This is a genomic window from Rhodanobacter sp. C01, assembly GCF_002001045.1.
In the GTDB taxonomy this organism is placed as follows: domain Bacteria; phylum Pseudomonadota; class Gammaproteobacteria; order Xanthomonadales; family Rhodanobacteraceae; genus Rhodanobacter.
In genome coordinates this window covers 1-25,660 of the sequence record NZ_MUNR01000008.1, presented here as the reverse complement: position 1 = coordinate 25,660, position 25,660 = coordinate 1, and the positions used below count along the sequence as shown (strand labels likewise).

At 63.5% G+C, this 25,660-nt stretch carries 23 protein-coding genes; 11 read left to right on the top strand and 12 right to left on the bottom strand.

Annotation, left to right across the window (positions count from 1 at the left end):
* Nucleotides 1–8: 8 nt before the first annotated feature.
* Both B0E50_RS04705 and B0E50_RS04700 read left to right on the top strand, forming a co-directional pair.
* A complete protein-coding gene (locus tag B0E50_RS04705; protein ID WP_139350749.1) occupies nucleotides 9–1,847 on the top strand; it encodes a sulfotransferase in 1,839 nt (612 codons plus the stop codon).
* 144 nt (nucleotides 1,848–1,991) lie between these two features.
* Nucleotides 1,992–2,588, top strand: a complete 597-nt coding sequence (locus B0E50_RS04700; protein ID WP_077440040.1) for a DUF892 family protein — start codon at nucleotides 1,992–1,994, stop codon at nucleotides 2,586–2,588.
* A gap of 53 nt (nucleotides 2,589–2,641) precedes the next feature.
* Here B0E50_RS04700 and B0E50_RS04695 read toward each other — a convergent pair whose 3' ends face one another.
* The 3 genes from B0E50_RS04695 to B0E50_RS04685 are packed head-to-tail and all read right to left on the bottom strand — an operon-like array spanning nucleotide 2,642 to nucleotide 5,979.
* A complete protein-coding gene (locus tag B0E50_RS04695; protein WP_077440039.1) occupies nucleotides 2,642–3,658 on the bottom strand; it encodes a zinc-binding alcohol dehydrogenase family protein in 1,017 nt (338 codons plus the stop codon).
* A gap of 40 nt (nucleotides 3,659–3,698) precedes the next feature.
* Nucleotides 3,699–4,730 (bottom strand): aldo/keto reductase, encoded by a 1,032-nt coding sequence (locus B0E50_RS04690; protein ID WP_077440038.1) that lies wholly within the window; start codon nucleotides 4,728–4,730, stop codon nucleotides 3,699–3,701.
* Nucleotides 4,731–4,770: 40 nt separating this feature from the next.
* Complete coding sequence (locus B0E50_RS04685) at nucleotides 4,771–5,979, bottom strand: MFS transporter (protein ID WP_077440037.1); 1,209 nt, start codon at nucleotides 5,977–5,979, stop codon at nucleotides 4,771–4,773.
* A gap of 101 nt (nucleotides 5,980–6,080) precedes the next feature.
* Here B0E50_RS04685 and B0E50_RS04680 point away from each other — a divergent pair, with 101 nt between their 5' ends.
* A complete protein-coding gene (locus tag B0E50_RS04680; protein WP_077440036.1) occupies nucleotides 6,081–7,034 on the top strand; it encodes a LysR family transcriptional regulator in 954 nt (317 codons plus the stop codon).
* A 21-nt stretch (nucleotides 7,035–7,055) separates the two neighbouring features.
* Here the strand turns inward: B0E50_RS04680 and ppa are convergent, their stop codons facing one another.
* The 6 genes from ppa to B0E50_RS04650 form a co-directional block, all read right to left on the bottom strand.
* Nucleotides 7,056–7,592, bottom strand: a complete 537-nt coding sequence (gene ppa / locus B0E50_RS04675) for an inorganic diphosphatase (protein ID WP_077440035.1) — start codon at nucleotides 7,590–7,592, stop codon at nucleotides 7,056–7,058.
* Between the two features lie 125 nt (nucleotides 7,593–7,717).
* Nucleotides 7,718–8,566 carry a 2OG-Fe(II) oxygenase gene (locus B0E50_RS04670; RefSeq protein ID WP_077440034.1) on the bottom strand — a complete coding sequence of 283 codons (849 nt, stop codon included), beginning with the start codon at nucleotides 8,564–8,566 and terminating at the stop codon, nucleotides 7,718–7,720.
* A gap of 120 nt (nucleotides 8,567–8,686) precedes the next feature.
* Nucleotides 8,687–10,771, bottom strand: a complete 2,085-nt coding sequence (locus B0E50_RS04665; RefSeq protein ID WP_254427192.1) for a prolyl oligopeptidase family serine peptidase — start codon at nucleotides 10,769–10,771, stop codon at nucleotides 8,687–8,689.
* 219 nt (nucleotides 10,772–10,990) lie between these two features.
* The gene (locus tag B0E50_RS04660; RefSeq protein WP_077440032.1) at nucleotides 10,991–13,057 is read right to left on the bottom strand and encodes a sodium-translocating pyrophosphatase; all 2,067 of its coding nucleotides are present in this window, start codon (nucleotides 13,055–13,057) and stop codon (nucleotides 10,991–10,993) included.
* 172 nt (nucleotides 13,058–13,229) lie between these two features.
* Nucleotides 13,230–13,601 (bottom strand): RcnB family protein, encoded by a 372-nt coding sequence (locus B0E50_RS04655; protein WP_077440031.1) that lies wholly within the window; start codon nucleotides 13,599–13,601, stop codon nucleotides 13,230–13,232.
* Between the two features lie 155 nt (nucleotides 13,602–13,756).
* Complete coding sequence (locus tag B0E50_RS04650) at nucleotides 13,757–15,037, bottom strand: 6-phosphofructokinase (protein ID WP_077440030.1); 1,281 nt, start codon at nucleotides 15,035–15,037, stop codon at nucleotides 13,757–13,759.
* Nucleotides 15,038–15,228: 191 nt separating this feature from the next.
* Between B0E50_RS04650 and B0E50_RS04645 the strand changes: the two genes are divergently transcribed.
* The 7 genes from B0E50_RS04645 to B0E50_RS04615 all read left to right on the top strand — a co-directional run bounded on the left by B0E50_RS04645 (nucleotide 15,229) and on the right by B0E50_RS04615 (nucleotide 22,431).
* Entirely contained in the window at nucleotides 15,229–15,813 is a 585-nt protein-coding gene (locus tag B0E50_RS04645) for an adenylate kinase (protein WP_077440029.1), read from the top strand.
* A gap of 55 nt (nucleotides 15,814–15,868) precedes the next feature.
* The gene (gene mpl, locus B0E50_RS04640; RefSeq protein WP_077440028.1) at nucleotides 15,869–17,242 is read left to right on the top strand and encodes a UDP-N-acetylmuramate:L-alanyl-gamma-D-glutamyl-meso-diaminopimelate ligase; all 1,374 of its coding nucleotides are present in this window, start codon (nucleotides 15,869–15,871) and stop codon (nucleotides 17,240–17,242) included.
* Nucleotides 17,243–17,300: 58 nt separating this feature from the next.
* Nucleotides 17,301–17,903 carry an LON peptidase substrate-binding domain-containing protein gene (locus B0E50_RS04635; RefSeq protein ID WP_077440027.1) on the top strand — a complete coding sequence of 201 codons (603 nt, stop codon included), beginning with the start codon at nucleotides 17,301–17,303 and terminating at the stop codon, nucleotides 17,901–17,903.
* Between the two features lie 59 nt (nucleotides 17,904–17,962).
* A complete protein-coding gene (locus B0E50_RS04630) occupies nucleotides 17,963–18,781 on the top strand; it encodes an NAD(P)-dependent oxidoreductase (RefSeq protein ID WP_077440026.1) in 819 nt (272 codons plus the stop codon).
* Nucleotides 18,782–19,048: 267 nt separating this feature from the next.
* Nucleotides 19,049–20,434: a sigma-54 dependent transcriptional regulator gene (locus B0E50_RS04625; protein ID WP_077440025.1), complete on the top strand. Its 1,386-nt coding sequence runs from the start codon at nucleotides 19,049–19,051 to the stop codon at nucleotides 20,432–20,434.
* Nucleotides 20,435–20,745: 311 nt separating this feature from the next.
* Nucleotides 20,746–21,981: an acetylornithine transaminase gene (locus tag B0E50_RS04620; RefSeq protein WP_077440024.1), complete on the top strand. Its 1,236-nt coding sequence runs from the start codon at nucleotides 20,746–20,748 to the stop codon at nucleotides 21,979–21,981.
* A 30-nt stretch (nucleotides 21,982–22,011) separates the two neighbouring features.
* Nucleotides 22,012–22,431 (top strand): VOC family protein, encoded by a 420-nt coding sequence (locus B0E50_RS04615; RefSeq protein ID WP_077440023.1) that lies wholly within the window; start codon nucleotides 22,012–22,014, stop codon nucleotides 22,429–22,431.
* Here the strand turns inward: B0E50_RS04615 and hemL are convergent, their stop codons facing one another.
* On the bottom strand, nucleotides 22,432–23,712 hold the full coding sequence (hemL, locus tag B0E50_RS04610; protein ID WP_077440022.1) for a glutamate-1-semialdehyde 2,1-aminomutase: 1,281 nt from the start codon (nucleotides 23,710–23,712) through the stop codon (nucleotides 22,432–22,434). It abuts the gene before it with no gap.
* A 10-nt stretch (nucleotides 23,713–23,722) separates the two neighbouring features.
* Nucleotides 23,723–24,319, bottom strand: a complete 597-nt coding sequence (thiE, locus tag B0E50_RS04605) for a thiamine phosphate synthase (protein ID WP_256364086.1) — start codon at nucleotides 24,317–24,319, stop codon at nucleotides 23,723–23,725.
* A gap of 143 nt (nucleotides 24,320–24,462) precedes the next feature.
* On the opposite strand from thiE, the gene B0E50_RS04600 reads away from it, so the two are divergent.
* Nucleotides 24,463–24,660, top strand: a complete 198-nt coding sequence (locus B0E50_RS04600) for a rubredoxin (RefSeq protein ID WP_077440020.1) — start codon at nucleotides 24,463–24,465, stop codon at nucleotides 24,658–24,660.
* A 220-nt stretch (nucleotides 24,661–24,880) separates the two neighbouring features.
* On the opposite strand, the gene B0E50_RS04590 is transcribed toward B0E50_RS04600, so the two are convergent.
* The gene (locus B0E50_RS04590; RefSeq protein ID WP_077440273.1) at nucleotides 24,881–25,318 is read right to left on the bottom strand and encodes a DUF192 domain-containing protein; all 438 of its coding nucleotides are present in this window, start codon (nucleotides 25,316–25,318) and stop codon (nucleotides 24,881–24,883) included.
* Nucleotides 25,319–25,660 lie beyond the last annotated feature (342 nt).

Below are 25,660 nucleotides of genomic sequence, written 5' to 3'. Positions count from 1 at the left end.
GAGGCCCGGTGAAGCTTGCAGTTCCATTTGTTCAGTTGCCCCTGCAATTCGATGCAGATCGCCTGTCTGCCGAGATAAACGCTTTGGATGAAGCGTGCTGGCGCGAACATCCGCAGAAGTTTCCCGGCAATTTCGCGCTGCCACTGATCGCGGTGAATGGCGACCCGGACAACGATGCGATCAATGGCCCGATGCGGCCCACCCCTTATCTTGAGCAATGCCCGTATCTAAGCCAGGTGCTGCAGCGGATCGGCGCGGTATGGGGACGCACCCGCCTGATGAAGCTGAGTGGTCACGCCGAGGTCACACCACATGCCGATGCCAGCTATTACTGGCGGGAGCGCGTGCGCGTCCATGTGCCGATCCAGACCAAGCCGACGGTCAGGTTCATTTGCGGCGAGTCCGAGGTCAACATGGCGCCCGGTGAATGCTGGATCTTTGACACCTGGCGCAATCACCAGGTGATCAATGCAGACGATGACGAGCGGATTCACCTGGTCGCGGATACTGTCGGCAGCGAGAGCTTCTGGAATCTGGTCGGTCGCGGTCGCGTGCCCGGGAATGCCGATGCCACGGGCTGGCACGCCGAAGTCATGTCCCCAAGATCCGATGAACGTCCCGCGTTGACCTACGAGTCGGTCAACGTGCCTGTGGTGATGACACCATGGGAGCTGAAGGAACATGTCGTCTTTCTGCTCGGCGAAGTACGACCGCATGAGCAACTTCACCAGGCACGACAGATTGCAACGCACTTCCTTTCCAACTGGAAGACGCTCTGGGCGCAATACGGCGCCGATCACGCGGGCTGGCCGGCCTACCGCGCGCAGCTGGATGCATTCGAGCAGTCGATGGCGCAGACTGCTGACGAGCTCAGGGTGATCAACGGCGCGAAGGTCATGCATGTCCTGCGATCGATGATCCTGGACATGGCCGTCACCGAGCAGGGACAAAGCCTGCCTGCCTATGAACCGCGGCAGCCTGCGGTGTCGGCGCCACGCGCCGCCGGCAGCAGACGTGATCCGGTATTCGATCGCCCGGTGTTCATCGTTTCATCGCCGCGTTCGGGCTCGACCCTGTTGTTCGAGACATTGGCGCAGGCACCGGGCTTGTTCACCACCGGCATGGAAAGCCATGCACTGATCGAAGGCATCCCGGCATTGCACCCGGCGCATCGCGAATTTGCCTCCAACCGGCTCGACGCGGCAGCGGCGACGCCGGGGCTGCCCGAGGAGTTGCGCCAGCGCTTCCTGGCCGAGCTGCATGACCGGGACGGTCATCATCCGGCAGCGTGGCCGCTGCGGATGCTGGAGAAAACGCCGAAGAACGCATTGCGTGTGCCGTTGCTGGCGAAGATCTTCCCGGAAGCGCAATTCGTCTATCTGTACCGCGACCCACGCCAGACACTGAGCAGCATGATCGAAGCCTGGCAATCGGGCCGTTTTCGCACCTACTCGGAGCTTCCGGGCTGGACCGGGCTTCCATGGTCGCTGCTGCTGGTGCCAGGCTGGCGCGAATTGAAGGGACGGCCAGTACAGGAAATCGTGGCAGCACAGTGGGATATCACCATGCGCACGCTGCTTGACGATCTTGGCGCATTGCCTGCCGGATGCTGCCATGTCGTGCGCTATGACAGTTTCCTAGCGAATCCTGCCGGGGAAACGAATCGGCTGTGCACGGCACTCGGCCTCGACTGGGATCGCCCACTGGAGGGTGCACTACCGCTTTCGCGCTATACCGTGTCCGAACCGGCCACGGATAAATGGCGCCGGCATGAGGAACTGATCGGGCAAGTACTTCCGGGCCTGCAGGACACGATTGATCGCGTGGAGCAATTCGTGAGCCGTTGAGCAGGGGCAGTGGCGGAATTTTTCGAGGCACGCCGGGCCAAGCGATACACCTTCACCTGACTTTTTCATGGGAATTCCTACGCTCCGCGGACTGTCGGCGTAAACGCACGCCGTTGTCCCTTCCCACGTTCGCCGGAGCAAGCCATGGCCAAGAGCAAGCCGTTCGTCAGCGATATCGAGAACATCCGCAAGCGTGCCCGCAAGGACATCGATAAAGGCGCGATGACCGCGGGCTACAGCGCCGACCGCGCCACCGTGGTCAAGTTGCTCAACCATGCGCTGGCGACCGAGCTGGTCTGTGTGCTGCGCTACAAGTACCACTACTACATGGCATCGGGGATCAACTCGCAAAGCGTCAAGGCCGAGTTCCTGGAGCATGCGAACGAGGAGCAGGGCCACGCCGACCTGATCGCCGAGCGCATCACCCAGCTCGATGGCAAGCCGAACCTGTCGCCGGAAGGTCTGCTCAGCCGCAGTCATTCCGACTACGTCGAGGGCGACGATCTGGTCGACATGATCAAGGAGAACCTGGTCGCCGAGCGCATCGCGATCGACAGCTATCGCGAGATCATCAGCTACATCGGTACCGATGATCCGACCACCCGGCGGATGCTGGAAGGCATCCTCGCGATGGAAGAGGAGCACGCCGAAGACATGAACACCTTGCTGGAACAGCTGGGCAAGAAAGGCGAGCCGGCCAAGCCGGCGCCGGACAAGAAGCCGGCGACCAAACGCGGTTGATCGAATCGGTGCGGCTGGCGCGCGTCTGCGTGCCAGCCATCATTCGACAGTGATCACCAACCGGCCAAAGCCAGCTTGCCGATCGTCGTGCCTGATTCCAGTCGGCGATGTGCCTCGCGCAGATTCGTGGCGTTGATCGGTGACAGCGTTTCGGTACGCGTGCCGCGCAGTTCGCCGGCATCGATCAATACCGCGATGCGCTCGAGAATGCGTCCCTGCTCGGCCTGATCTGCCGTCTTGAAGCGCGGGCGGGCGAACATCATTTCCCAGTGGATGCCGATGCACTTGGCCTTGTACGGGTCGCCAATCTTAAGCGCGCCGCTGGGCTCCACGATCAGGCCAACATGGCCTTGCGGCGCCAGCAACTCGCCCAGCGGTTCCCAGTAACGGGAGGTGTCGGCGAGATTGATCGCTGCATCAATCTGCGTGAAACCCAACGCGGCCAGTTGCGGCGCCAACGGCTCACGATGATTGATCACATGCTGCGCGCCCATCGCGCGGCACCACGCGATGGTCTCGGGACGCGAGGCCGTGGCAATCACCGTGAAGCCGGCGCGACGCGCCAGCTGGATCGCGATCGAACCGACACCACCGGCACCACCGATGACCAGCAGTGACTTGCCTTCGCCACCGTGCTCGCTGTCGAAAGGCATGCGCTGGAACAGCAGTTCCCATGCAGTGATCGCCGTCAGCGGCAGCGCCGCCGCGTCGGCCAGGTCCAGCGACTGTGGCGCATGGCCGACCAGGCGCGCATCCACCAATTGGAACTCGGCATCGCTGCCGGGGCGGGTGACATCGCCTGCGTAGTACACGCGGTCGCCCGGCTTGAAGCCGGTGACGTCAGTGCCGACCGCCTCGACCGTGCCGGCCGCGTCATAGCCGAGCACTTTCGGCTGCGCCTCGACCTGCGGTTTCGGCGAACGGATCTTGGTATCGACCGGATTCACCGAGACTGCGGCGATGCGCACCAGCAGATCGTGCGCACCGGCCACCGGCTTGGGCAATTCGACATCGACCAGGGAGTCCGGATCGTCAATCGGCAGATAACGGGTGAGGGCGACGGCTTTCATGGGGACTCCGGCGTAATGCATGGCATGCAGATGGGACGATTCAGACGGCCGGCGGATTGCGCTCGGCGAACTGCCCATTCCAATACGGGTAGTAAGGATAAGGCGGCGTGATGGCACTGGCGGCATCGAGTTGCGTAACCTGTTCGCGGCTGAGATTCCAGCCGACCGCATCGAGGTTCTGGCGCAGTTGTTGCTCGTTGCGCGCACCGATCAGCACGGTCGATACGGTCGGTCGCTGCAGCAGCCAGTTCAGCGCGATCTGCGGTACACTCTTGCCAGTCTCCGCGGCGATCGCGTCGAGTGCATCGACCACGCGATACAGCCGTTCCTCATCCACCGGCGGCGCGAAGCTGGCAGTGTCATGCAGGCGGCTGCCATCCGGCAGCGGCTGGCCGTGGCGGATCTTGCCGGTGAGGCGACCCCAGCCGAGCGGACTCCACACCACTGCGCCGACGCCCTGATCGAGGCCGAGCGGCATCAGCTCCCATTCGTAATCGCGACCGATCAGCGAGTAATAGGTCTGGTTGGCGACGAAGCGTGAGTAACCGTGCCGGTCGGCCGCGGCCTGCGATTTCATCAACTGCCAGCCGGAGAAGTTCGACGCGCCGAGGTAACGTACCTTGCCCGCGCGCACCAGGTCGTCCAGCGTCGACATCACCTGTTCCACCGGCGTCATCGCATCGAAGTGATGCAGTTGCAGAAGATCGATGTAGTCGGTGCCGAGCCGCTTGAGCGCACGCTCCACACCGCTGATCAGATGATGGCGTGATGCGCCGGCATCGTTCGGGCCATCGCCCGCGCGCAGGGTGAGCTTGGTCGAGATGATCGTCTGCTCGCGCCGACCCTTCAGTGCCGCACCGAGGATCGACTCCGACGCGCCATCCGAATAGACGTCCGCGGTATCGAACAGATTCACGCCGGCCTCGAGGCAGATATCGATCAGTCGCTTCGCTTCCTCGGTATCGGTGTTACCCCATGCACTGAACAAGGGTCCCTTGCCGCCGAACGTGCCGGCACCGAAGCCGAGCGCCGGTACCTTGAAGCCGGAGTTGCCGAGATAGCGATAGTCCATGAACGTGTTCCGTTGCAATGAGTGGTGAATGAGTGAGGCGCTACGCCTGCGGGCAGGCCGCCGTCAGCAGCGGCTGGCGCGTGCGTTCGAGACGCAGGCTGCACAGCGCGACCGTCAGGCCGGACACAGTCACCAGCGCCGCTACCCAGGTCACGGCGCCGAGGCCGGGGCCGTGCATGATCACCACGCCACCGAGCCACGCACCCAGCGCGTTGCCGAGATTGAAGGCGCCGATGTTGAGGCTGGATGCCAGGCTTTGCGCGCCTTCGGCCTTGTGCAGCACCCATAGCTGTAGCGGCGGCACGGTGGCGAACGCGGCCACGCCAAGCAGGCCCACGAAGATCACCGTCAGCATCTGGCTGTGCAGGACAAAACTCATCACGCCCAGTACCACCGCCAGTGTCGCCAACGTCAGCAGTAACGCCGGCATCAATCGGCGATCGGCGAGGCGGCCGCCGAGCAGGTTGCCGGCGATCATGCCGACGCCGAACACCAGCAGGATCGGCGATACCGCGCTTTCGCCGAAGCCGCTGACCTGGGTGAGAATCGGCTGGATGTAGGTGTAGACGGTGAACACGCCGGCGAAACCCAGCACCGTCATCAGCAGGCCAAGCAGCACCGGCGGGCGGGCGATCGCCTTCAATTCCTCGCGCACCGCAATCGGCATGCTGTCGCCGTGACCGGCCGGCACCAGGGTGGCGATCACGAGCGTGGCGATCACACCGATCGCGCTCACCGCCCAGAACGTGGCGCGCCAGCCGAAGTGCAGGCCCAGCCAGGCGCCAGCCGGCACACCGAGCAGGGTCGCCACGGTGAGGCCGGTGAACATGATCGAGATCGCCGAGGCCCTGCGGTCGGCAGGAACCAGGCCGGTGGCTACTACCGCACCGACACCGAAGAAGGTGCCGTGCGCCAGCGAGGTGATCACCCGTGCGAGCATCAGCAGCGGGTAATTCGGCGCCAGCGCACAGGCGAGGTTGCCCAGGGTGAAGATCGCCATCAGTGCCACCAGCACCGCCTTGCGCGGCATCCGGCTGGTCGCCACGGTCAGCAGCGGTGCGCCGACGAACACGCCCAGCGCATAGCCGGAGATCAGCAGGCCGGCGGCGGCGATGCTGACGTGCAGGTCGGCGGCGACCTGCAGCAACAGGCCCATGATCACGAATTCGGTGGTGCCGATGCCGAACGCACCGACCGTCAGTGCGTAAAGCGCCAGCGGCGTGCGCGGTTTGGTGGCGGGGATGGCCATGACGAGGTGTCCGGAATATTGCGATGCAACAGACTAGGTCGTGACATCCTTTTGAAAAACCGGCAGCATGACTAATCATTTTCAATAAATGATTGATAATCATGGATCGCGTCGGTGACCTCAGTCTGTTTCTGCGCGTACTCGACCTGGGCTCGATCAGCGCGGCTGCGCGCAGTCTGGACCTGTCGGTGGCGGTGGCCAGTCAGCGCCTGAAACGGCTGGAGCGCGACCTCGGTGTGCGCCTGCTGCATCGGACCACGCGCCAGCTGCACCCGACCCCGGAAGGGGCGGCGCTGGCCGAACGCGGCCGGGTTCTGGTGGAGGATCTGGAAGCGTTGACTGACGGTCTGCGCCAGAGCGCGACGGATATCACGGGCACTTTGCGGGTCACCATGTCGGCCTCGTTCGGTCGTCAGTACGTTTCACCGCTGCTGCCGGAATTCCTCGACCTGCATCCGCGGGTGAAGCTCAGCGTCAACCTCAACGACCAGATGCTGGATCTGGTCGGTTCCGGTTTCGATCTTGGCATCCGCGTGGGCGCGCTGGACGATTCCGGCCTGGTCGCGCGCAAGCTGGCCACCAATCGTCGCGTGCTGTGCGCCTCGCCGGCGTATCTGCAGCAGCGTGGCCATCCGCGGACGCCGGCCGATCTTGTGGCGCACGATTGTCTGCTGCTGGTCGGCAGCCACGGACGGCAGGATGTATGGCGCTTCGGTGATGGCAGCGGCGGCGAAATTACGCAGCGGGTGGCTGGCCGCTTCGAAAGCAATCTCGGCGAATTGCTGCGCGATGCCGTGGTGGCCGGGCTCGGCATCGCCGTGCACTCGATCTGGCATGTGCACGAGGAATTGCGTGCAGGTCAGTTGCAGGTGGTGCTGCCGGACTATCCGATCGCCACCACCGGCATCCATGCAGTGATGCCGCAGCGCCGGCTGGTGCCACCGCGGGTACGTGCGTTCGTCGATTTCCTGGCCGAACGATTGGGCGAGGATCCGCCTTGGGAGCGCACGATGCTGCCTGCACACACAGAAACGGCGCGCCACCCACGGGGGTGACGCGCCGTCGATCGCGCGGCCTTACGCGTGGCTTGCCTTGTAGCGGGCGATGCCGGCGGTGATTTCGGCTTTTGCCTCGTCGGCACCGACCCAACCGTCCACCTTGACCCATTTGCCCTTCTCCAGATCCTTGTAGTGCTCGAAGAAGTGGCCGATACGCTCCAGCCAGTGCGGCGAGACACCCGTCATGTCGTTGATGTGCGCGTAGCCCGGGAAGACCTTGGGCGACGGGATCACGATCAGCTTCTCGTCGCTGCCGGCCTCGTCGGTCATCTTCAGCATGCCGACCGGATGGCAGCGGATCACCGAGCCCGGGATCAGTGATAGCGGCAGGATCACCAGCGCGTCCAGCGGATCGCCGTCGCCGCCCAGCGTGCCCGGCACATAGCCGTAGTTGCACGGGTAGCGCATCGGCGTGGACAGGATGCGGTCGACGAAGATCGCGCCGCTTTCCTTCTCCACCTCGTACTTGACCGGCTCGGCATCCTTGGGGATTTCGATGATGACGTTGATTTCGTCCGGCACGTTGCGGCCGGCGGGCACGAGATGCAGACCCATGGGATGTCCTTGCACTGATGGAAAGTTGATCGAATAGGATACGCCAAAGGCTGCTGCACAGCAGCATCTCCGGGTGTCATGGGGCGGATGAGGCTATCGTCCGGGCACCAGACAGTCGGAACGACCTACTTCTGGTTCAGATAAGGCCGCTCGCGCAACCATTTGGTCGCGATCCATTTTTCGCCACGGATCACCGGCAGGCCAGCGTGCAGCGAATTGCGTTCGCCGCCTTCATAAGCGAAATAGACCGCTGAGCCGCGACGTGCGGTAACGGTTACGCCAACCTCGGGGAAGGCTGTGCCGCCGCCTTGCTCGGGCGTGTTCAGGTACATCACCACGCTGGCGATGCGTTGGCCGCCGAACTGCGTGCAGGAGTCGAAGCTCGGCAGGGTCGGATCGAACCAGTCGAAATGCGGCTCGTATTCCTGGCCGGGCAGGTAATGCAGGATCTGCAGCGCTTCGCCGTGATTCACCGGGATATCGAGCAATGTCGCCAGGCGTTGCTCGATCTGGCGGATCAGCGGCAGTTCGTGGAGATTGAAGAACATGCCCGCGCTGGTGCGTCGCTGGTCCTCCTGGAACTTGCCGCTGGGGTCGACGACAAGGGCGCGCTGCAATCGCGGCCTGGCCAATTCGATCAGCTCGGCACATTCCTGTTCGGTCAGAAGGCCTTCCAGTACGCGCAGCGCCGGTGCATCCATGCTGACCGTGACATGGATGGCATGGTCATCAACCTTGACCATGGGTGCTTCGGGATGCCTGGTTCGCATGCCTTGTATCGTCGCCTTGACGGTCGTTGCGTTCAGGGCGGCCAGCGGCAACTTCAGCACCTCGGCGACGATCCGCCGGCTTTCCGGCACGGTGTAGCCGTTCTCCTTCATGAGCTTGAGCACGTCTGCAACACTGTGTCCGGCACGTGTCGTGGAAAGAATCCAGTCGCGCAGTTCGGGTCGGATGGCGGTGCGTAGGTGCATGGTGGCGCAGGTGAGGAATGACGCGGAAATCTTACCGGATGCGCAATCTTCGATGAAACCGGCTGGGCACCAGGCGACGCGACAAGGTGCGCGTCGCCTGGCACGAAGTCATCGAAGAGCTTACTTCAGCTGATCCCACAGGAAGTCGTAGGCCAGCGCATGCATCAGGGCGGCCTGCTTGTTGTCGGCACCCGCGCCGTGGCCACCCTCGAGGTTCTCGTAGAACCACACGTTCGGAATGCCCATCGCCTGCATCTTCGCCGCCATCTTGCGTGCCTGTACCGGACCGACGCGGTCGTCGCTGGTGGTGGTGTAGAACAGCACCGGCGGGTAGTGCGTGCCCTTGTGCAGGTTCTGGTACGGCGAGAAGGTCTTGATGAAGTTCCAGTCGGCGGTATCCGGATTGCCGTATTCGGCCATCCACGAGGCACCGGCGGACAGGTGGGTATATCGCTTCATGTCGAGCAGCGGCACTTCGCAGGCGATCGCGCCGAACAGCTGCGGATACATGGTCAGCATGTTGCCCATCAGCAGGCCGCCGTTGCTGCCACCTTCGGCGCCGAGATGTTTCGCGGAAGTCACCCCGCGCTTGACCAGATCTTCGGCAACGGCAGCAAAGTCCTCGTAGGCGCGCGGACGGTTCGCCTTCAATGCGGCCTGGTGCCATTGCGGACCGTATTCGCCGCCACCACGGATATTGGCAACGACATAGACGCCGCCGCGATCCAGCCATGCACGGCCGACACTGCCGCTGTAGAACGGTTGCAGCGAAACCTCGAAGCCGCCGTAGCCGTACAGCAGGGTGCGATTGGAGCCATCCAGCTTCATGTCCTTCGGCGCGATCTCGAAATAGGGCACGCGGGTGCCGTCCTTCGAGTTGACGAAGTGCTGGCTGACCTCGAATTTCGAGGCATCGAAGAACGCCGGCTCCTGCTTGATCGTCTCGGCCGGCACACTGCCGAGCACGCCACGCTGCAGTGATGCCGGGGTGAGGAAGCCGGCAACGCCGAGCCAGTATTCGTCGCTGTTGTCAGGATCCGTGTCGACCACGCTGACCGTACTCATTGCCGGTGCGCCGGCCATGGTTTCGCGCTTCCAGTCAGCCGCACCCTTTTCCGGTGGTGTCAGCACTTCCAGGCGGCTCTTGACGTCGTCCAGCACGTCGAGGATCAGGTGGTGCCGGGTCCATGTGCCCGAGGCCAGCGAGGTATGCGCATCGGGCTTGAACAGTACGGTGAAATGCGGCTTGCCGGCCATGAAGTCATCGAACTTCGTCGCCAGCAACGCGCCGGACGGATAGGTGTTTCCGCCGATCGTCCATGGCGAGCGCGTCTGCACCAGCAGCCATTCACGATGGGCGTCGGCGCTGGCATCGGTCGGTACGTCGACGCGGATCAGCTTGTCGCCGATGCGCTGGTACAACTCGCTGTGGAAGAAGTCCTTGGCGACGGAAACGAAGTCGCGTTCGTAGCCTGGCGTGCGATCGTGCGACGCGCCAATGGCGAGGTCGGTCGGCTTGCCGGCATACACCGTGGCGGCTGCCGTCAGCGGTGTGCCGCGCTTCCATTCCTTGACGATGCGCGGGTAGCTCGATTCCGTCATCGTGCCGGGACCGAAGTCGGTGCCGACGTAGATCGTGTTCTCATCGATCCAGCTGGCCTCGGTCTTCGCCACCGGCAGCTCGAAGCCGTCCTTGACGAAGGATTTGCTGGGTATGTCGAATTCGCGCACGGTGACCGCATCACCGCCATCCGGCGACAGCGATATCAGACAGCGTGCGTAGTTCGGCTTCAGGCATTGCACGCCCTTGAACACCCAGCGCTTGTCCTCGGCCTTGTTCAGTGCGTCGATATCCAGCACGACGTCCCACTTCGGCTCGGCCTTGCGATACTCGGCCAGCGTGGTGCGCCGCCAGATGCCACGCGGATGCGCCTTGTCGCGCCAGAAGTTGTAGAGGTAATCGCCCATGCGACCCACGTCGGGAATCCGCGCGTCCGAGTCGAGCACTTCGAGGATGCTGTCACGGGTCTTGGTGAATTCGGCATTGTCGACGAACTGCTTCGTCGTCACTGCGTTCTCTTTCTTTACCCAGTCCATCGAACGGGTGCCGCGGATGTCCTCCAGCCACAGGTAGGGATCATCGGTCACCTTGGTATCCGTGGGTGTCTTGGCGGGTTTGTCATTCTGCGCATGGCTGTTGCTCATGCCCGTCAGTGTGACGCCGAGTGCCAGCATCAGCCAGACCGATTTCATCGTGTACCCCTCGTGTGCGGATGGATGTGACGGGCGTGGCCCGCGACCGATCGAGCGTAGCCGCATGATCATGCGGGCGCCTGTGACTAAAGTCAGGGTGAACTGAGCTGCCCTTGCTTGAAACGGAAAGTCCCGCCGAAGCGGGACTTTCGCTGTCACGGAACGCGTGGCTTACAGCAGCGGAATCAGCAGCAGCGCCACGATGTTGATGATCTTGATCAGCGGGTTTACTGCCGGCCCGGCGGTGTCCTTGTACGGATCGCCGACGGTGTCGCCGGTGACCGCGGCCTTGTGCGCCTCGGAACCCTTGCCGCCGTGGTGGCCATCCTCGATGTACTTCTTGGCGTTGTCCCACGCACCGCCACCGGTGGTCATCGAGATCGCCACGAACAGGCCGGTGACGATGGTGCCGATCAGCACGCCGCCGAGCGCCTGCGCGCCGGCGACGGATGAGCCGGCGAGCCACTTGAAGCCGAACGCGACCACCACCGGCACCAGCACCGGCAACAGCGACGGCACGATCATTTCCTTGATGGCGGACTTGGTCAACATGTCCACCGCCTTGTCGTACTGCGGCTTGCCGGTGCCTTCCATGATGCCGGGGATATCGCGGAACTGGCGGCGCACTTCCTCGACGACGGCACCAGCCGCACGGCCGACCGCTTCCATCGCCATCGCACCGAACAGGTACGGGATCAGGCCGCCGATCAGCAGGCCGATGATCACGTAATGGTTCGACAGGTCGAATGTGGTGGCGCTGCCGAAATGCGTTTCGAGGTTGTGCGTGTAGTCGGCGAACAGTACCAGTGCAGCCAGTGCGGCCGAGCCGATCGCATAGCCCTTGGTGACCGCCTTGGTGGTGTTGCCGACTGCGTCCAACGGATCGGTGACACCACGCACTTCCGGCGGCAGGTCGGACATTTCGGCAATGCCGCCGGCGTTGTCGGTGATCGGGCCATAGGCGTCGAGCGCAACGATCATGCCGGCCATCGACAGCATCGCGGTGGCGGCGATGGCGATGCCGTACAGGCCGCCGAGTGCATAGGCGCTCCAGATCGCCGCGCAGATCACGATCACCGGCAGCGCGGTGGATTTCATCGAGATGCCGAGGCCCGCGATGATGTTGGTGCCGTGGCCGGTGGTCGACGCCGCGGCGATGTGCTGCACCGGGCTGTACTGCGTGCCGGTGTAGAACTCGGTGATCCACACGATCAGGCCGGTCAGCACCAGCCCGATCAGCGAGCAATGGAACAGCGCGTGATTGGAGATCACCAGACCGTCGCCGGTGGTCAGGCCGTCCGGCAGCAGGTTGCCGGTGACGAACCAGAACGCCACGGCGGAGAGCACGGCCGACACGATCACGCCCTTGTACAGCGCGCCCATGATCGAGCCGCCTGCCTTCACCTTGACGAAGAAGGTCGCGATGATCGAGGCGATGATCGATACGGCACCCAGCACCAGCGGGTACAGCACCGCGTTGAGATTGTTGGCAAAGGTCAGACCGGCCAGCAGCATCGTGGCGATCACGGTCACCGCATAGGTCTCGAACAGATCGGCCGCCATGCCGGCACAGTCGCCCACGTTGTCACCGACGTTGTCGGCGATCACCGCCGGGTTGCGCGGATCATCCTCGGGAATGCCGGCTTCGACCTTGCCAACCAGGTCGGCGCCGACATCGGCACCCTTGGTGAAGATGCCGCCACCGAGGCGCGCGAAGATCGAGATCAGCGAGCTGCCGAAGGCCAGTCCCACCAGTGCATGCAGGGCAGGCTCACCGCTGATGCCCAGGTGGTTGAGCACCAGCCAGTAACCGGTAACGCCCAGCAGGGCCAGACCGACCACCAGCATGCCGGTGATCGCACCGCCGCGGAATGCCACATCCATCGCCGGTCCCAAGCCGCGCCGTGCAGCTTCGGCCGTGCGCACGTTGGCGCGCACGGATACATTCATGCCGATGTAGCCGGCAGCGCCGGAAAGAATCGCGCCGAATAGAAAGCCGATCGCCGTCGGCCAATTGAGAAAGAAGCCGATCAGGAGCAGCAGCACCACACCGACCACCCCGATGGTGGTGTACTGGCGGTTGAGGTAAGCGCGTGCGCCTTCCTGGATGGCTGCCGCAATCTCCTGCATCCGATCGTTGCCCGGCGATTGCGCCAGGATCCAGCGCGCGGAAATCGCGCCATACAAAATCGCCACTACCGCACACGCCAGAACGATCCAGCCATACTGCTGCAACATCTGAGCCTCCCCATGGGTTGTAAGCGGCCGCCGAAACAGGCGGTCTCATGGAGTATAGGCAGACCTTGTTGCACAGGCTGTTGTGCGGCGCAGCGCGCAGGGATGCCATCATTTTGAAAAGAAAAAGGCCATGCGCATGGCATGGCCTTGGATCATGTGTGTCGATGCTGGATCAATGCAGCGCGACGTCCAGGATGATGCCGGTGGCGACGGCGACCAGCAGGAAGTCGTTGTTCGCGCGCACCCAGTGGTAACCGCGCGGTGGCTGACGCAGGCGGTAATGGCCGTAGTCGCGCACGACATAGGTCGGGCCATCGTAGCGATGGCCACGCTGCCAGTGCGGACGACCATAATTGCGAGGCCCGCCATCGTGGTAGCCGTAGCGGCCATGGTCATCGCCGTGCCGGTGGTCGTCGTGGCCGCGGTTATGTCCGTGGTGGTCACGATCATGGCGTCCATGATTGTCGCGATCTGGGGCAGCCAGCACCACGCTGGTGGTCGCGAGCAGGGCAGTGGCAACGAGCAGGTGGTTGATGAGTTTCATCATGGATTCCTCCGTGGAGGTCGTGACCGCAACGGTGCGGTGATCGACTCGGGCTGGAGGAATCGTAAAAACATGCGTCTGAACAAGGGGCAGCTGGCCCATGATGGCTTCAGGCTGGGCTCAGCTGATCGGGATGCACCGCACGGATTTGCGCTTCAGCGCTGAAAGACAGGCAGCTTTTTCGCCACCGCGGTGTTCTTCAACTGCACATAACGCGGCAGGCCATCCTTGCCGTAGGGCAGGGGCGCCTCACCCTGGATCAGCGGTGCCAGATAACGGCGTGCGACGGCAGTGATACCGAAACCGTCGCGGCTGATGAAGTTCTTCGGCATCTTCTTTTCGCGGTTGGCGATCTTCGCCAGCGCTGCCGGTTCGACCTTCCAGCGATACGGTGCGTCGCTGTTGCGCACGATCACCGGCATCACCGCATTCATCCCGGCCAGCGCGTACTCGACCGCGGCCTTGCCGACGGCGAAGGCCTGCTCGGCGTCGACCTTGGACGCGGCATGCCGCGCGGAGCGCTGCAGGTAATCGGGCAACGCCCAGTGGTATTTGTAACCGAGCTTCTCCTTCACCAGGGCAGCCAGCACTGGCGCCACACCGCCGAGCTGCGCGTGACCGAAGGCATCGCGTGTACCGGCTTCTGCGAGGAACTGTCCGGCCGCATTGCGCACGCCTTCGGAGGCGACCACGGTGCACCAGCCCACGCGCTCGACGGTGGCCTTCACCTTCGCCAGGAACGCTTTTTCATCGAACACGTTCTCAGGGAACAGGATGATGTGCGGTGCCGCGTCCGCACCTTCACCGGCGAGTCCAGCAGCAGCGGCGATCCAGCCGGCATGGCGCCCCATGACTTCGAGGATGAACACCTTGGTCGAGGTCTCGGCCATCGAGGCGACGTCGAGGCTCGCCTCCAGCGTGGAGATCGCGGTGTATTTCGCCACCGAGCCGAAGCCCGGGCAGCAGTCGGTGACGGCCAGGTCGTTGTCCACCGTCTTCGGCACGCCGATGCAGCGGATGTCGTAGCCCATCGCCTTGCCGAGCTGCGAGATCTTCAGCGCGGTATCGGCCGAGTCGTTGCCGCCGTTGTAGAGGAACCAGCGGATGTCGTGGGCACGGAACACATCGATCAGCCGCGCATATTCGGCGCGGTTGTCCTCCAGCGACTTCAGCTTGTAGCGGCAGCTGCCGAAGGCGCCACCCGGCGTATGGCGCAGCGCGGCGATGGCGGCGGCGGACTCTTTCGAGGTGTCGATCAACTCCTCGCGCAGTGCGCCGAGAATGCCGTTGCGTGCTGCGTACACCTTCATACCTTTGGCGCGGGCAGCCTCGATCACGCCGGCAGCCGTGGCGTTGATGACAGCAGTGACGCCACCGGACTGGGCGTACAGCAGGTTGCCGACGATGGCGGGCGGGCGGCGACGGTTCGGACTCATGGGGATCCTCGATCAGGTGGCGGCACGAAGCGGGCAGTCAACGACAATCTTTTGCGGCAACAAGCATTTGGCTGCCGAAGACGGCGCCTTCCGTTTGACGGCACCGGGTGCAGCGGCTAATTTGACAGCCAATTCTCGGAATCTGGCGGGCTGCTGCAGTGTGCGGCAGCCGGCCAAACTTGTGGAGCATTATGCGACTCGTCCTACTTGGTGCGCCCGGCTCGGGCAAAGGTACGCAGGCCGCCCGGCTGAAGATCGAACTGGGTGTGCCGCATATCTCGACCGGTGACATGTTGCGCGCCGCCGTTGCGGCGGGTACCGCGATGGGACTCAAGGCCAAGGCGGTGATGGATGCCGGTCAGCTGGTCTCCGATGACATCCTCCTCGGCATGCTGGAAGAGCGTCTGGCCCAGGACGATGCCCGGGCCGGTTTCATCCTCGACGGTTACCCGCGCAATCTGGTTCAGGCTGATGCGCTCGATCACCTGCTGGCCAAGCTCGGTCAGCCGCTGGATGCCGTAGTGAAGCTCGATGTGCCGAACGAGGCGATCATTGCCCGCACCGAGATCCGCTTCAAGGCGGAAGGTCGTGTCGACGACAATCCGGACACCGTGCGCAAGCGTTTGGCGATCTACGCCGAGCAGACCGCGCCAGTGGCCGACTTCTACGCGAAGCGCGGCAAGCTGCAGGTGGTCGACGGTGTCGGTGAACTGAGCGAAGTCACCGCGCGGGTCAAGCGCGCCCTGCAGCAAGAATCGGCAGCAGCCAACGGCTGAGCCCATGCCTCTCCCTTGCCGATAGGGGAGAGGCTTTCAAGGAATCCTCTCCGGCATGCGCATGCATATCCTCGGCATCTGCGGCACCTTCATGGGTGGTGTCGCTGCGCTGGCACGCGAGCTGGGCCATGCGGTCGAAGGCTCCGACGCCAACGTCTATCCGCCGATGAGCACCCAACTCGAAGCACTTGGCATCACGTTGATGAGTGGCTATGCCGCCGAACATCTGCAGGCCGGACCTGATCACGGCCAGCCTGATCTGGTGGTAGTCGGCAATGCGATGACGCGCGGCAATCCCGCGGTCGAATACATGCTCGACGCCCAGTTGCCCTACATCTCCGGCCCGCAATGGCTGGGTGAGACATTGCTGGCCGGCCGCGAAGTGCTGGCGGTGGCCGGCACTCACGGCAAGACCACTACCACCAGTCTGCTGGCGCATCTGCTCCAGGAAGCTGGACTCGCACCGGGCTTCCTGGTCGGCGGTGTACCGGGCAATTTCGGCGTGTCGGCCCGGCTGGGGCAGGGCAAGCCGTTCGTGATCGAGGCGGACGAATACGACACCGCGTTCTTCGACAAGCGCTCGAAGTTCGTGCACTACCGGCCGCGCATCGCGATCCTCAACAACCTCGAATACGATCACGCCGACATCTTCCCGGATGTGGCGGCGATCCAGCGCCAGTTCCACCATCTGGTGCGCACGGTGCCGGGCAATGGCCGCCTGATCGTGAACGCGGCGGATGCGCATCTGGTCGAAGTGCTGGCGATGGGCTGCTGGACACCGGTGGAGACCTTCGGCATCGGTAGCGGCGACTGGCAGGCCACGCTGGTCGAGGGGGATGGTTCGGTGTTCACCGTGCAGCGCCATGGCGAGCTGATCGGCGAGGTGCGCTGGTCGCTACTCGGCAACCACAGCGTGATGAATGCGCTGGCCGCGCTGGCCGCGGCAACTGCTGCCGGCGCCGATCCGCGCGTCCTGCTGCCCGCGTTCGCCAGTTTCGAGAGCGTCAAGCGGCGCATGGAACTGGTCGGCGAGGTGAATGGCGTGCGTGTGTACGACGATTTCGCCCATCACCCGACCGCGATCGCCACCACGCTGGCCGGACTGCGCGCGAAGGTCGGCAACGCGCGCATCCTGGTGGCGCTGGAGCCGCGTTCCAACTCGATGCGGCAGGGCGCGCATGCCGAGGCACTGGCGCCCTCGCTGGCTGATGCCGACAGCGTGGTGTTCCTTCATCGTCCCGAGTTGCCATGGGATGCGGGCCATGTCACCGCGGCGCTGGCTGGCCGTGGTCGTACTGCGCCGACGGTGGATGCGCTGATCGAGGCGTTGCACGCCCAGGCATCTCCGGGTGACCAGGTGATCTTCATGTCCAATGGCGGGTTCGAGGCGGCGCCGCGGCGTTTCGTCGAGCGCCTGCGCCAGATCTGAGCTGGTTGTTGCTGGCGAGGTCGCTGACCGGTTCCATGGCACTGGCTACACTCGCCCTATGGCTGCCCAGTCGCCACTTATCGAAATGCCCTTGTTCCCGCTGACCTCCGTGCTGTTCCCCGGTGGCCGGCTGCAGCTGCGCATCTTCGAGCCACGCTATCTCGACCTGGTGCGCGAGTGCACGCGCCATGGCACCGGTTTCGGCGTATGCCTGATTCTCGAAGGGCGAGAGGCCGGCGAGCCCGCGATTCCGGCAGCGATCGGCACGATTGCTCGCATCAGCGATTTTCATCGTGGCGAGGACGGCCTGCTGGGCATCGTGGTCGAGGGCGGCTCGCGCTTCCGGGTTGCCCGCACACGGGTGCGCACCGATGGCCTGCTGCGCGGCGATGCGGAGGTCTGGCCGGTTGAACCGGAGCTGCCGGTGCCGGTGGAGTTTGCGTTGCTGCAGAGCATTCTCGAGCGGCTGATCGAAACCATGGCGCCGCACTGGCGACATGCCCCGCGCAGCGCCTACGACGATGCCAGCTGGTTGGGTCTGCGCCTGGCCGAGCTGCTGCCGCTGGATGTGCACGAACAGCAACATATGCTTGAGTTGAGTGATCCGATACTGCGCCTGGCGGAATTGCGTGACATCCTGCCGCGCTTCCAGAAGCCGTGAGCCGGCAACCGTCAAGCTGATCCGGTTTCAACTGATATTTCCTGATGGAGTCGATGTGCATGACCACCCTGGCTGGCAAGACCTTGTTCATCACCGGTGCCTCGCGCGGCATCGGACTGGCGATCGCGCTGCGCGCTGCGCGCGATGGCGCGAATGTGGTGATCGCAGCCAAAAGTGGCGTGCCGAATCCGAAGCTTCCCGGCACCATCCATACTGCCGCGGCAGCGGTGAAGGAGGCTGGTGGCAAGGCGCTGGCCTTGCAGGTGGACATTCGTGAAGAGGAGCAGGTGCGCGCCGCGGCGGCGCAGGCCGCCGAACATTTCGGCGGCATCGACGTCGTGGTCAACAACGCCAGCGCGATCTGGCTGGCCGGCACCGCCGATACGCCAATGAAGCGCTACGACCTGATGCATCAGGTCAACACCCGCGGTACCTTTCTGGTCACCCGGAGCTGCCTGCCGTATCTGAAGCAGGCGGCCAATCCGCATGTGTTGATGTTGTCGCCGCCACTGAACCTCGATCCGAAGTGGTTTGCACCGCACACGGCCTACACGATCGCCAAGTACGGCATGAGCCTGTGCGTACTTGGCATGAGTGCGGAATTCGCCCCGCTCGGCATCGCAGTGAATGCCTTGTGGCCGCGCACGGTGATCGCCACCGCGGCGATCGGCATGATCGATGGCGTGAAACCTGAGCATTGCCGCAAGCCGGAAATTGTCGCCGACGCAGCTCACGCCATCCTGACTCGCCCGGCACATGGTTATACCGGCCACTTCGCCATCGACGAGGATGTTCTGCGCGACACGGGAATCCGTGATTTCGATGCATACGCAGTGCAGCCGGGTGCCTCGCTGTTGCCGGATCTTTTCCTGGGCTGAGGGTCGTAAAATCTCGCGGTATTTCGGGCGGGCATGGCTGATCGCCTGTCAATTCGTGCGCAAGTCATACATCGTATGGAAGTGGTCATTCCGGCAGAAATGTGCCCTTTTGTCATGAACTTGCTTTTCAGACGGAGTATATAACTCGGAAAACATCACCTCGCGGCGATATCTGACGGCGAGTGCGAAGGTGACGGGACGTAGGGACGTCCCGATATTTCATCCGAACTGCAGTCAGTCACCCCGGAAGGGCTAAGGGGCATCTCCATGACTAGCAAAGAAACGCCCAGACGCTGTGTAGTCTGGTTCGGTCATTCGGGGAATGAGGAACGTGCACTCCTGGCGCAGGCGGGTTGGCATACGCGCGTGGCTGACGCGCAGCTGCAGGATGGCATCGGCACGCGGCATGACGATATCGTCGTGGCGATGGCCGACCTGCGCCAAGGCGGTATCGATGCGGTGCAGTCGATGGCGCAAGTGATGGCCACGCATCCATGGCTGCCGTGGCTGGCGTTGGTTTCTCCGGAACCAGCAGCACGCTCGACGGCAGTGGAGCGCATTCTTCAGGCCAGCGCCGAGTTTTTTACGGTCCCGGTTGACATGCAACGCCTGATCGACACGCTGATGAAGTTTGCAGGCTCCCCGTCGGCGGCGGTTGAGGCGGTTGAAGTGAACATTCCCGGGGTCATCGGCGTGCATAGCCACGCGATGCGCACCGTCGTGGCCAGCCTGCAAAAATTCGCGTCGGTGGATCTGCCGGTGCTGATCACGGGCGAGACCGGTACCGGCAAGGAAGTTCTTGCCCGTGCGCTGCACCGGTTGTCGGCACGCCGCGAACTGCCCTTCGTGGCAATCAACTGCGGGGCGCTTCCCCCGAATCTGGTGCAGTCCGAATTGTTCGGGCATGAGCGCGGTGCTTTTACCGGCGCCAATGCGCGACGTATCGGTCATTTCGAAGCCGCCAGCGGAGGCATGGTGTTCCTCGATGAGGTCGGCGATCTGCCGCAGGATGCACAGACCAGCCTCTTGCGCCTGTTGCAGGAGGGGACGCTTGAGCGGGTCGGCTCCAGTCAACTGATCAGGCTGGACGTGCGCGTGTTGGCCGCGACGCATGTGGATCTCGACAAGGCCGTGGCGCAGGGTTCCTTCCGCGAGGATCTGTATTACCGACTCAACGTGCTGCGCCTGCGTGTGCCGGCATTGCGCGAACGCAAGGACGATATCGACGTACTTGCCCAGCACTTTCTCGACGTGTTCCATGAGCAGCACGGTGGTCGCGCCCGTGTGTTCAGCAATGACGCACGACAGGCGCTTCGCGGGTTCGCGTGGCCTGGCAACGTGCGCGAGCTGATCAATCGAGTGCAACGGGCGGCGGTGATGACCGAGAGTTCGCTCATCAGCGCAGCTGATCTGGATCTGCAGGACTTGCAACTGCCTGCGGATCGCTCCAGTCTTGGTTTTTCGCGCGTGGCGGCCGAGCGCGAGGCCGTGCTGACCTGCCTGCGTGAAAGCCATTTCAACATCAGTGAATGCGCGCGCCGTCTCAAGGTGTCGCGGGTAACTGTCTACCGCCTGTGCAAGAAGCACAAGGTGGCCTTGGGCGAGTTGCGCGGAAATGGCCAGTTCATGGGGCGGCCAGCGACGGCAGCTTGATAGCTGTCTGGCTCCAGCGACTCGGGATGTGCACAGCACCCTGAAGTTCATCCGGCAATCCCGCACTCGGGGCGCCATGCCCAGTTCTGCATGGTTACCGGGATCGTGTGCGCCCCGGGTGAACGGGTCACCGCCAGGCTTGTTGCGTGGAGTGTCGGATTGCACGGAACGGCAGGAGCCGTCCGATTCCGTCGAGCTCTGGCGTCGCGATCAGCGGATGACTGGTGTTGCGGGATTTCGCTGGGCTAGGATGCGCGGCACCCTCACCCACTTTGACGGCATCGCCCCGGCGGCCATGCCCGGAGCATGTCATGCATACGCAGGTCCCGTCCGCACCCATCCTGATGGATCTCGGCAAGCGTTACTGGTTGCCGGTGTACAGACCACGCGAGGTGGTGCTGGATCACGGCAAGGGCGCGCGGGTGTGGGATACGCAGGGGCGTGACTACGTCGACTTCGGCGCCGGCATCGCGGTGAATGCGCTGGGTCATCAGGACCCGGATCTGCTCGCCGCGCTGAGCGCGCAGGCGCACAAGCTGTGGCACAGCAGCAACGTGTTCTATACCGAGCCGCCGCTGCGGCTGGCCGAGGAACTGGTGAATGCTTCGGGCTTTGCCGAGCGAGTGTTCCTGTGCAACTCCGGTGCAGAGGCGAACGAAGCAGCGATCAAGCTGGTGCGCAAGTGGGCCGCGTCGAAAGGCCGTGCGCCGGAGCGGCGGGTGATCATCACGTTCCGTGGCTCGTTCCACGGTCGCACGCTGGCTACGGTCACCGCCACGGCGCAACCGAAATACCAGGAAGGGTACGAGCCTTTGCCAGGCGGGTTCCGCTATCTCGATTTCAACGACGCCGTTGCGTTGGAGGCCGCGTTCGCCGCGGGCGACGTCGCCGCGGTAATGCTGGAGCCGGTGCAAGGTGAGGGCGGTGTACTGCCAGCTGCGCCGGAGTTTCTCAGGCGCGTTCGCGAGCTGTGCGATGAACACGATGCGCTGCTGGTACTGGACGAGATCCAGTGTGGCATGGGCCGCACCGGCACGCTGTTTGCGCATGTACAGGACGGGATCGTGCCGGACATCGTGACGCTGGCCAAGGCACTTGGTTGCGGTTTCCCGATCGGTGCGATGCTGGCCGGGCCAAAGGTGGCTGAGGTGATGCAGTACGGCTCGCATGGCACCACCTTCGGCGGCAACCCGATGGCTTCCGCCGTCGCCCGCGTCGCGCTGGCCAAGCTCGCGTCGCCCACTGTGCTGAGGAACGTGGAGCGTCAGGCGAATGAGCTGCGCGCGGGACTGGCACGTATCAACCATCAGCTGAAGCTGTTCAGCGAGGTGCGCGGGCGCGGCCTGATGATCGGTGCGGTGCTGGCCGACGCATTCAAGGGCAAAGCAGGTGCGGTGCTCGATCACGCCGCCGCGCATGGCCTGCTATTGCTGCAGGCCGGCCCGGATGTATTGCGGTTCGTGCCGCCGCTGACGATCACCGATGACGAGCTGGCCGAAGGACTTGCACGCCTGCACACGGCATTGAACGATTTCGTGGCAACCTGAAGATCGCTACGTCGAGGAGGAGCATTTCCGATGAGATATCTGCACAGCATGGTACGTGTGCGTGACCTCGACACTTCGCTGCAGTTCTACTGCGAGGGCCTGGGCCTGCGTGAAGTGCGTCGCAAGGAAGTCCCCGAAGGCAAGTACACGCTAGTGTTTCTAGCCGCGGCGGAAAGTCCCGAGGCGGAAATCGAGCTGACCTACAACTGGGGTGCGCAGGAGGATTACGGCTCGGCACGCAACTTCGGCCATCTGGCATTTCGCGTCGACGACATCTACGCCACCTGCGCACGGCTGCAGGCGATGGGGTGCATCATCCATCGGCCGCCGCGTGACGGTCACATGGCCTTCGTGCGTTCGCCCGATCTGATCTCGATCGAGTTGTTACAGGAAGGTCGCTTGCCGCCGCAGGAGCCGTGGGCGTCGATGCCCAACACCGGTCAGTGGTGATCAGCCCTTCGCCTCGCGCAAGGCGCCGCGTGCCGCTTCCAGCGTATCGGCAATGTCCTGCTCGCTGTGCGCGCTGGACATGAAGCCGGCCTCGAAGGCTGACGGCGCAAGGTACACGCCACGCTTCAGCATGCCGTGGAAGAAGCGGTTGAACAGCGCCGTATCCGCCGCTATAGCCTGCGTGTAGCTCTCCACCTTTTCGTTGGTGAAGAACAGCCCGAACATGCCGCCGACGCGATTGGTGCTGAAGGCGACGCCTTCGCCATCGGCTACCGATTGGATGCCGTCGGCGAGCAGACGTGTGCGCGCGGCGAGTTGGTCATGGAAGCTCGGCGTCTGGATCAGTTCAAGCATCGCCAAGCCCGCGGCCATCGCCACCGGATTGCCGCTCAGCGTGCCGGCCTGATAGATCGGGCCACTCGGTGCAATCTGTTCCATCAGGTCGCGACGGCCACCATAGGCACCTACCGGCATGCCGCCGCCGATGATCTTGCCGAACGTGGTGAGGTCGGGAGTCACGCCGTAATGCGCCTGCGCGCCGCCGAGGGCGACGCGGAAGCCGGTCATCACCTCATCGAAGATCAGCAGAGCGCCGTGCTGCGTGCACAGCTCGCGCAGGCCTTGCAGATAACCGTCCTTCGGCAGGATGCAGTTCATGTTGCCGGCGACCGGCTCGATGATCAGGCCCGCAATCTCATGGCCTTGCTCGGCGAACAGCGCCTTCGCGGCATCGAGATCGTTGTAGGGCAGGGTGAGCGTGAGATCGGCACTCGCCTTCGGCACGCCCGGCGAAGTCGGCACGCCGAACGTCAGCGCGCCGGAGCCGGCCTTGACCAGGAAGCTGTCGCCGTGGCCGTGATAGCAGCCCTCGAACTTCACGATCTTCGCGCGACCGGTGGCGCCACGCGCCAGCCGGATCGCCGACATGGTGGCCTCGGTGCCGGAGTTGACCATGCGCACCATCTCGATCGACGGAATCAGCTTGGTGATCGTCTCGGCCATGGTCACTTCGGCCGCGCAGGGCGTGCCGAACGAAAGGCCGTTCTTCACTGCGCGTTCGACCGCTTCGCGCACCGCCGGATGGTTGTGGCCGACGATCATCGGTCCCCACGAGCCGACATAGTCGATATAGCGCGTACCTTCCACGTCCCACAGATAGGCGCCATCGGCACGTGCGGTGAAGAACGGTTCGCCGCCGACCGACTTGAACGCGCGCACCGGCGAGTTCACGCCGCCGGGCATCAGTTTCTGCGCGCGTTGGAAGAGTTCGTGGTTGCTCATCGTCAGATTCTCAATCTTGGGAATAAAGGTCGGTGAAGCGTCGGGCTGCAGCGCGCACGTCGGCGGCGCCAAAGATCGCGGAAATCACGGCGAGATAATCCGCGCCCGCTTTCACCAGGGAAGCGGCATTGTCAGGCGTGATGCCGCCAATCGCCACCCGTGGCACGCCCAGCGCGGCGCTTTGCCTCAGCAGGTCGAGCGGGGCATGCGGCGCCAGCGGCTTGGTGGGCGAGGCGAAAAACGCACCGAAGGCGATGTAACTCGCGCCGGCGCGTGCTGCCGTCTGCGCGCGTGGCAGTGAGTCGTAACATGACACGCCGATGATCGCGCCTTCGCCCAGCACGGCACGTGCCGCAGCGGTATCGTCGTCGTCCCTGCCCAGGTGCACACCGTCTGCCGCCACGGCATGTGCCAGGGCAACGTCGTCGTTGATGATCAGCGGTACCGCATGGGTCGTACACAATTGCCTGAGTGCAAAGGCTTCCGCGTGGCGTCGTGCTGTATCGGCGCTCTTGTCGCGGTACTGCAGGAGCCGTGCACCACCGGCCAGCGCCTGCGCGACGACATCCAGCAGGTCAGGGCGCGGCCCATCGGTAATCACGTACAGACCGTGGCCGCTCAGTTGCAGGGATTGTTTCAAGTACGGGTCTCGAATGGGTGGATAGGGCGTCCGATGGTGTCGGCATGCTTTCGCATTGTCGGACGAGTTGAGAGAATGCGTCATTCAACCGTAAGCAAAGAAGTCCGACCATGAGCCAGAGCTCCACCGAAACCGCAGCCTTGCGTAAATGGATGTGCGTCGTCTGCGGCTATATCTATGACGAAGCCGTGGGCGTGCCCGATGAAGGCATCGCTCCCGGCACGCGCTGGGAAGCTGTGCCCGATACCTGGACCTGTCCGGATTGCGGCACCACCAAGGACGATTTTGAGATGATCGAAATCGACTGAACGCCTCACCCTGCCTGCAAACGGCCCGAACCCGTCACCGGATTGACCGGGCCGTCTGCTCTGATGCTCTTGCGCACGATCATCTGGTGTGTCACGCCGTGGAGCATCCCATGCAGCAATTCATTCCGTTCGAAGACGATTGGGACGCACTGGAGAGACTGCGTCCCGAGGATCTGATTCCCTATCGCGTCGGCCTGCTGGATCGGTCGGCAACGGTCGCTCAACGCACCGCTCCGACCTCCCCGTCGATCTTCAGTTCATCGTTCGCCCTTGCGCCGATGCGCTGCACCGTGCCGGCCGAGAGCTCCAGTACGTAACGGGCAGCTGCATTGCTTGGATAGGTTGGGCAGGGATCAGCCTTGCACGGCGGCACATCCAGCTGCATTGAAACCAGTCGGCGATCCGCGTCGAAATACAGGATGTCGAGCGGGATCAGCGTGTTCTTCATCCAGAATGCGCGTGGGGCCGTGTCGGGAAACACAAACAGCATGCCGTGATCGGCGGCGAGCGCGCTGCGCATCATCAGGCCGTGCACGCGGCTGGTCTCGTCAGTGGCGAATTCGACCGAAAAGCGCTGCCCATGCAACTTCACGGCGGGCGTTGCATGACTCGTGCTCGCGGGAGCCGTGTTGGTGCAACTGGTCAGCAAGAGCAACAGGGGTGTGAGCATTCTTCTCATCAGGTGCACTCATCCATAGGCGGAGGGAAGCCATGCGAAGTGTAGTGTCGCCGCCACCTGCGTCTTTCGTGACAGAAAAAATGCACGAAGCCCTTCCCAGATGTACGCCACAGCGCTATGATTCGTCCCCCTTCGACGAAACGCCCTTTCGCGAAGGTCTCCGCAACAACCGACGACGAAAAATTCTTCTTCACGGGTGTTGACGGTCACCAAAAGCGATGTAGAATGGGCGGCTCACCTAGGACGAAACGTCTTGGGGCGTCACCGAGAAATCGGCGACAAGCGAGAAGATCTTTGACAGTGTGCGCAGGTGAATTGTGT

Coding starts and splice junctions, on each gene's coding strand:
- B0E50_RS04700 (WP_077440040.1), top strand. CDS start 1,992: ATGGCCAAGAGCAAGCCGTTCGTCAGCGATATCGAGAACATCCGCAAG.
- B0E50_RS04695 (WP_077440039.1), bottom strand. CDS start 3,658: ATGAAAGCCGTCGCCCTCACCCGTTATCTGCCGATTGACGATCCGGAC.
- B0E50_RS04690 (WP_077440038.1), bottom strand. CDS start 4,730: ATGGACTATCGCTATCTCGGCAACTCCGGCTTCAAGGTACCGGCGCTC.
- B0E50_RS04685 (WP_077440037.1), bottom strand. CDS start 5,979: ATGGCCATCCCCGCCACCAAACCGCGCACGCCGCTGGCGCTTTACGCA.
- B0E50_RS04680 (WP_077440036.1), top strand. CDS start 6,081: ATGGATCGCGTCGGTGACCTCAGTCTGTTTCTGCGCGTACTCGACCTG.
- ppa (WP_077440035.1), bottom strand. CDS start 7,592: ATGGGTCTGCATCTCGTGCCCGCCGGCCGCAACGTGCCGGACGAAATC.
- B0E50_RS04670 (WP_077440034.1), bottom strand. CDS start 8,566: ATGCACCTACGCACCGCCATCCGACCCGAACTGCGCGACTGGATTCTT.
- B0E50_RS04665 (WP_254427192.1), bottom strand. CDS start 10,771: ATGAGCAACAGCCATGCGCAGAATGACAAACCCGCCAAGACACCCACG.
- B0E50_RS04660 (WP_077440032.1), bottom strand. CDS start 13,057: ATGTTGCAGCAGTATGGCTGGATCGTTCTGGCGTGTGCGGTAGTGGCG.
- B0E50_RS04655 (WP_077440031.1), bottom strand. CDS start 13,601: ATGAAACTCATCAACCACCTGCTCGTTGCCACTGCCCTGCTCGCGACC.
- B0E50_RS04650 (WP_077440030.1), bottom strand. CDS start 15,037: ATGAGTCCGAACCGTCGCCGCCCGCCCGCCATCGTCGGCAACCTGCTG.
- B0E50_RS04645 (WP_077440029.1), top strand. CDS start 15,229: ATGCGACTCGTCCTACTTGGTGCGCCCGGCTCGGGCAAAGGTACGCAG.
- mpl (WP_077440028.1), top strand. CDS start 15,869: ATGCGCATGCATATCCTCGGCATCTGCGGCACCTTCATGGGTGGTGTC.
- B0E50_RS04635 (WP_077440027.1), top strand. CDS start 17,301: ATGGCTGCCCAGTCGCCACTTATCGAAATGCCCTTGTTCCCGCTGACC.
- B0E50_RS04630 (WP_077440026.1), top strand. CDS start 17,963: ATGACCACCCTGGCTGGCAAGACCTTGTTCATCACCGGTGCCTCGCGC.
- B0E50_RS04625 (WP_077440025.1), top strand. CDS start 19,049: ATGACTAGCAAAGAAACGCCCAGACGCTGTGTAGTCTGGTTCGGTCAT.
- B0E50_RS04620 (WP_077440024.1), top strand. CDS start 20,746: ATGCATACGCAGGTCCCGTCCGCACCCATCCTGATGGATCTCGGCAAG.
- B0E50_RS04615 (WP_077440023.1), top strand. CDS start 22,012: ATGAGATATCTGCACAGCATGGTACGTGTGCGTGACCTCGACACTTCG.
- hemL (WP_077440022.1), bottom strand. CDS start 23,712: ATGAGCAACCACGAACTCTTCCAACGCGCGCAGAAACTGATGCCCGGC.
- B0E50_RS04600 (WP_077440020.1), top strand. CDS start 24,463: ATGAGCCAGAGCTCCACCGAAACCGCAGCCTTGCGTAAATGGATGTGC.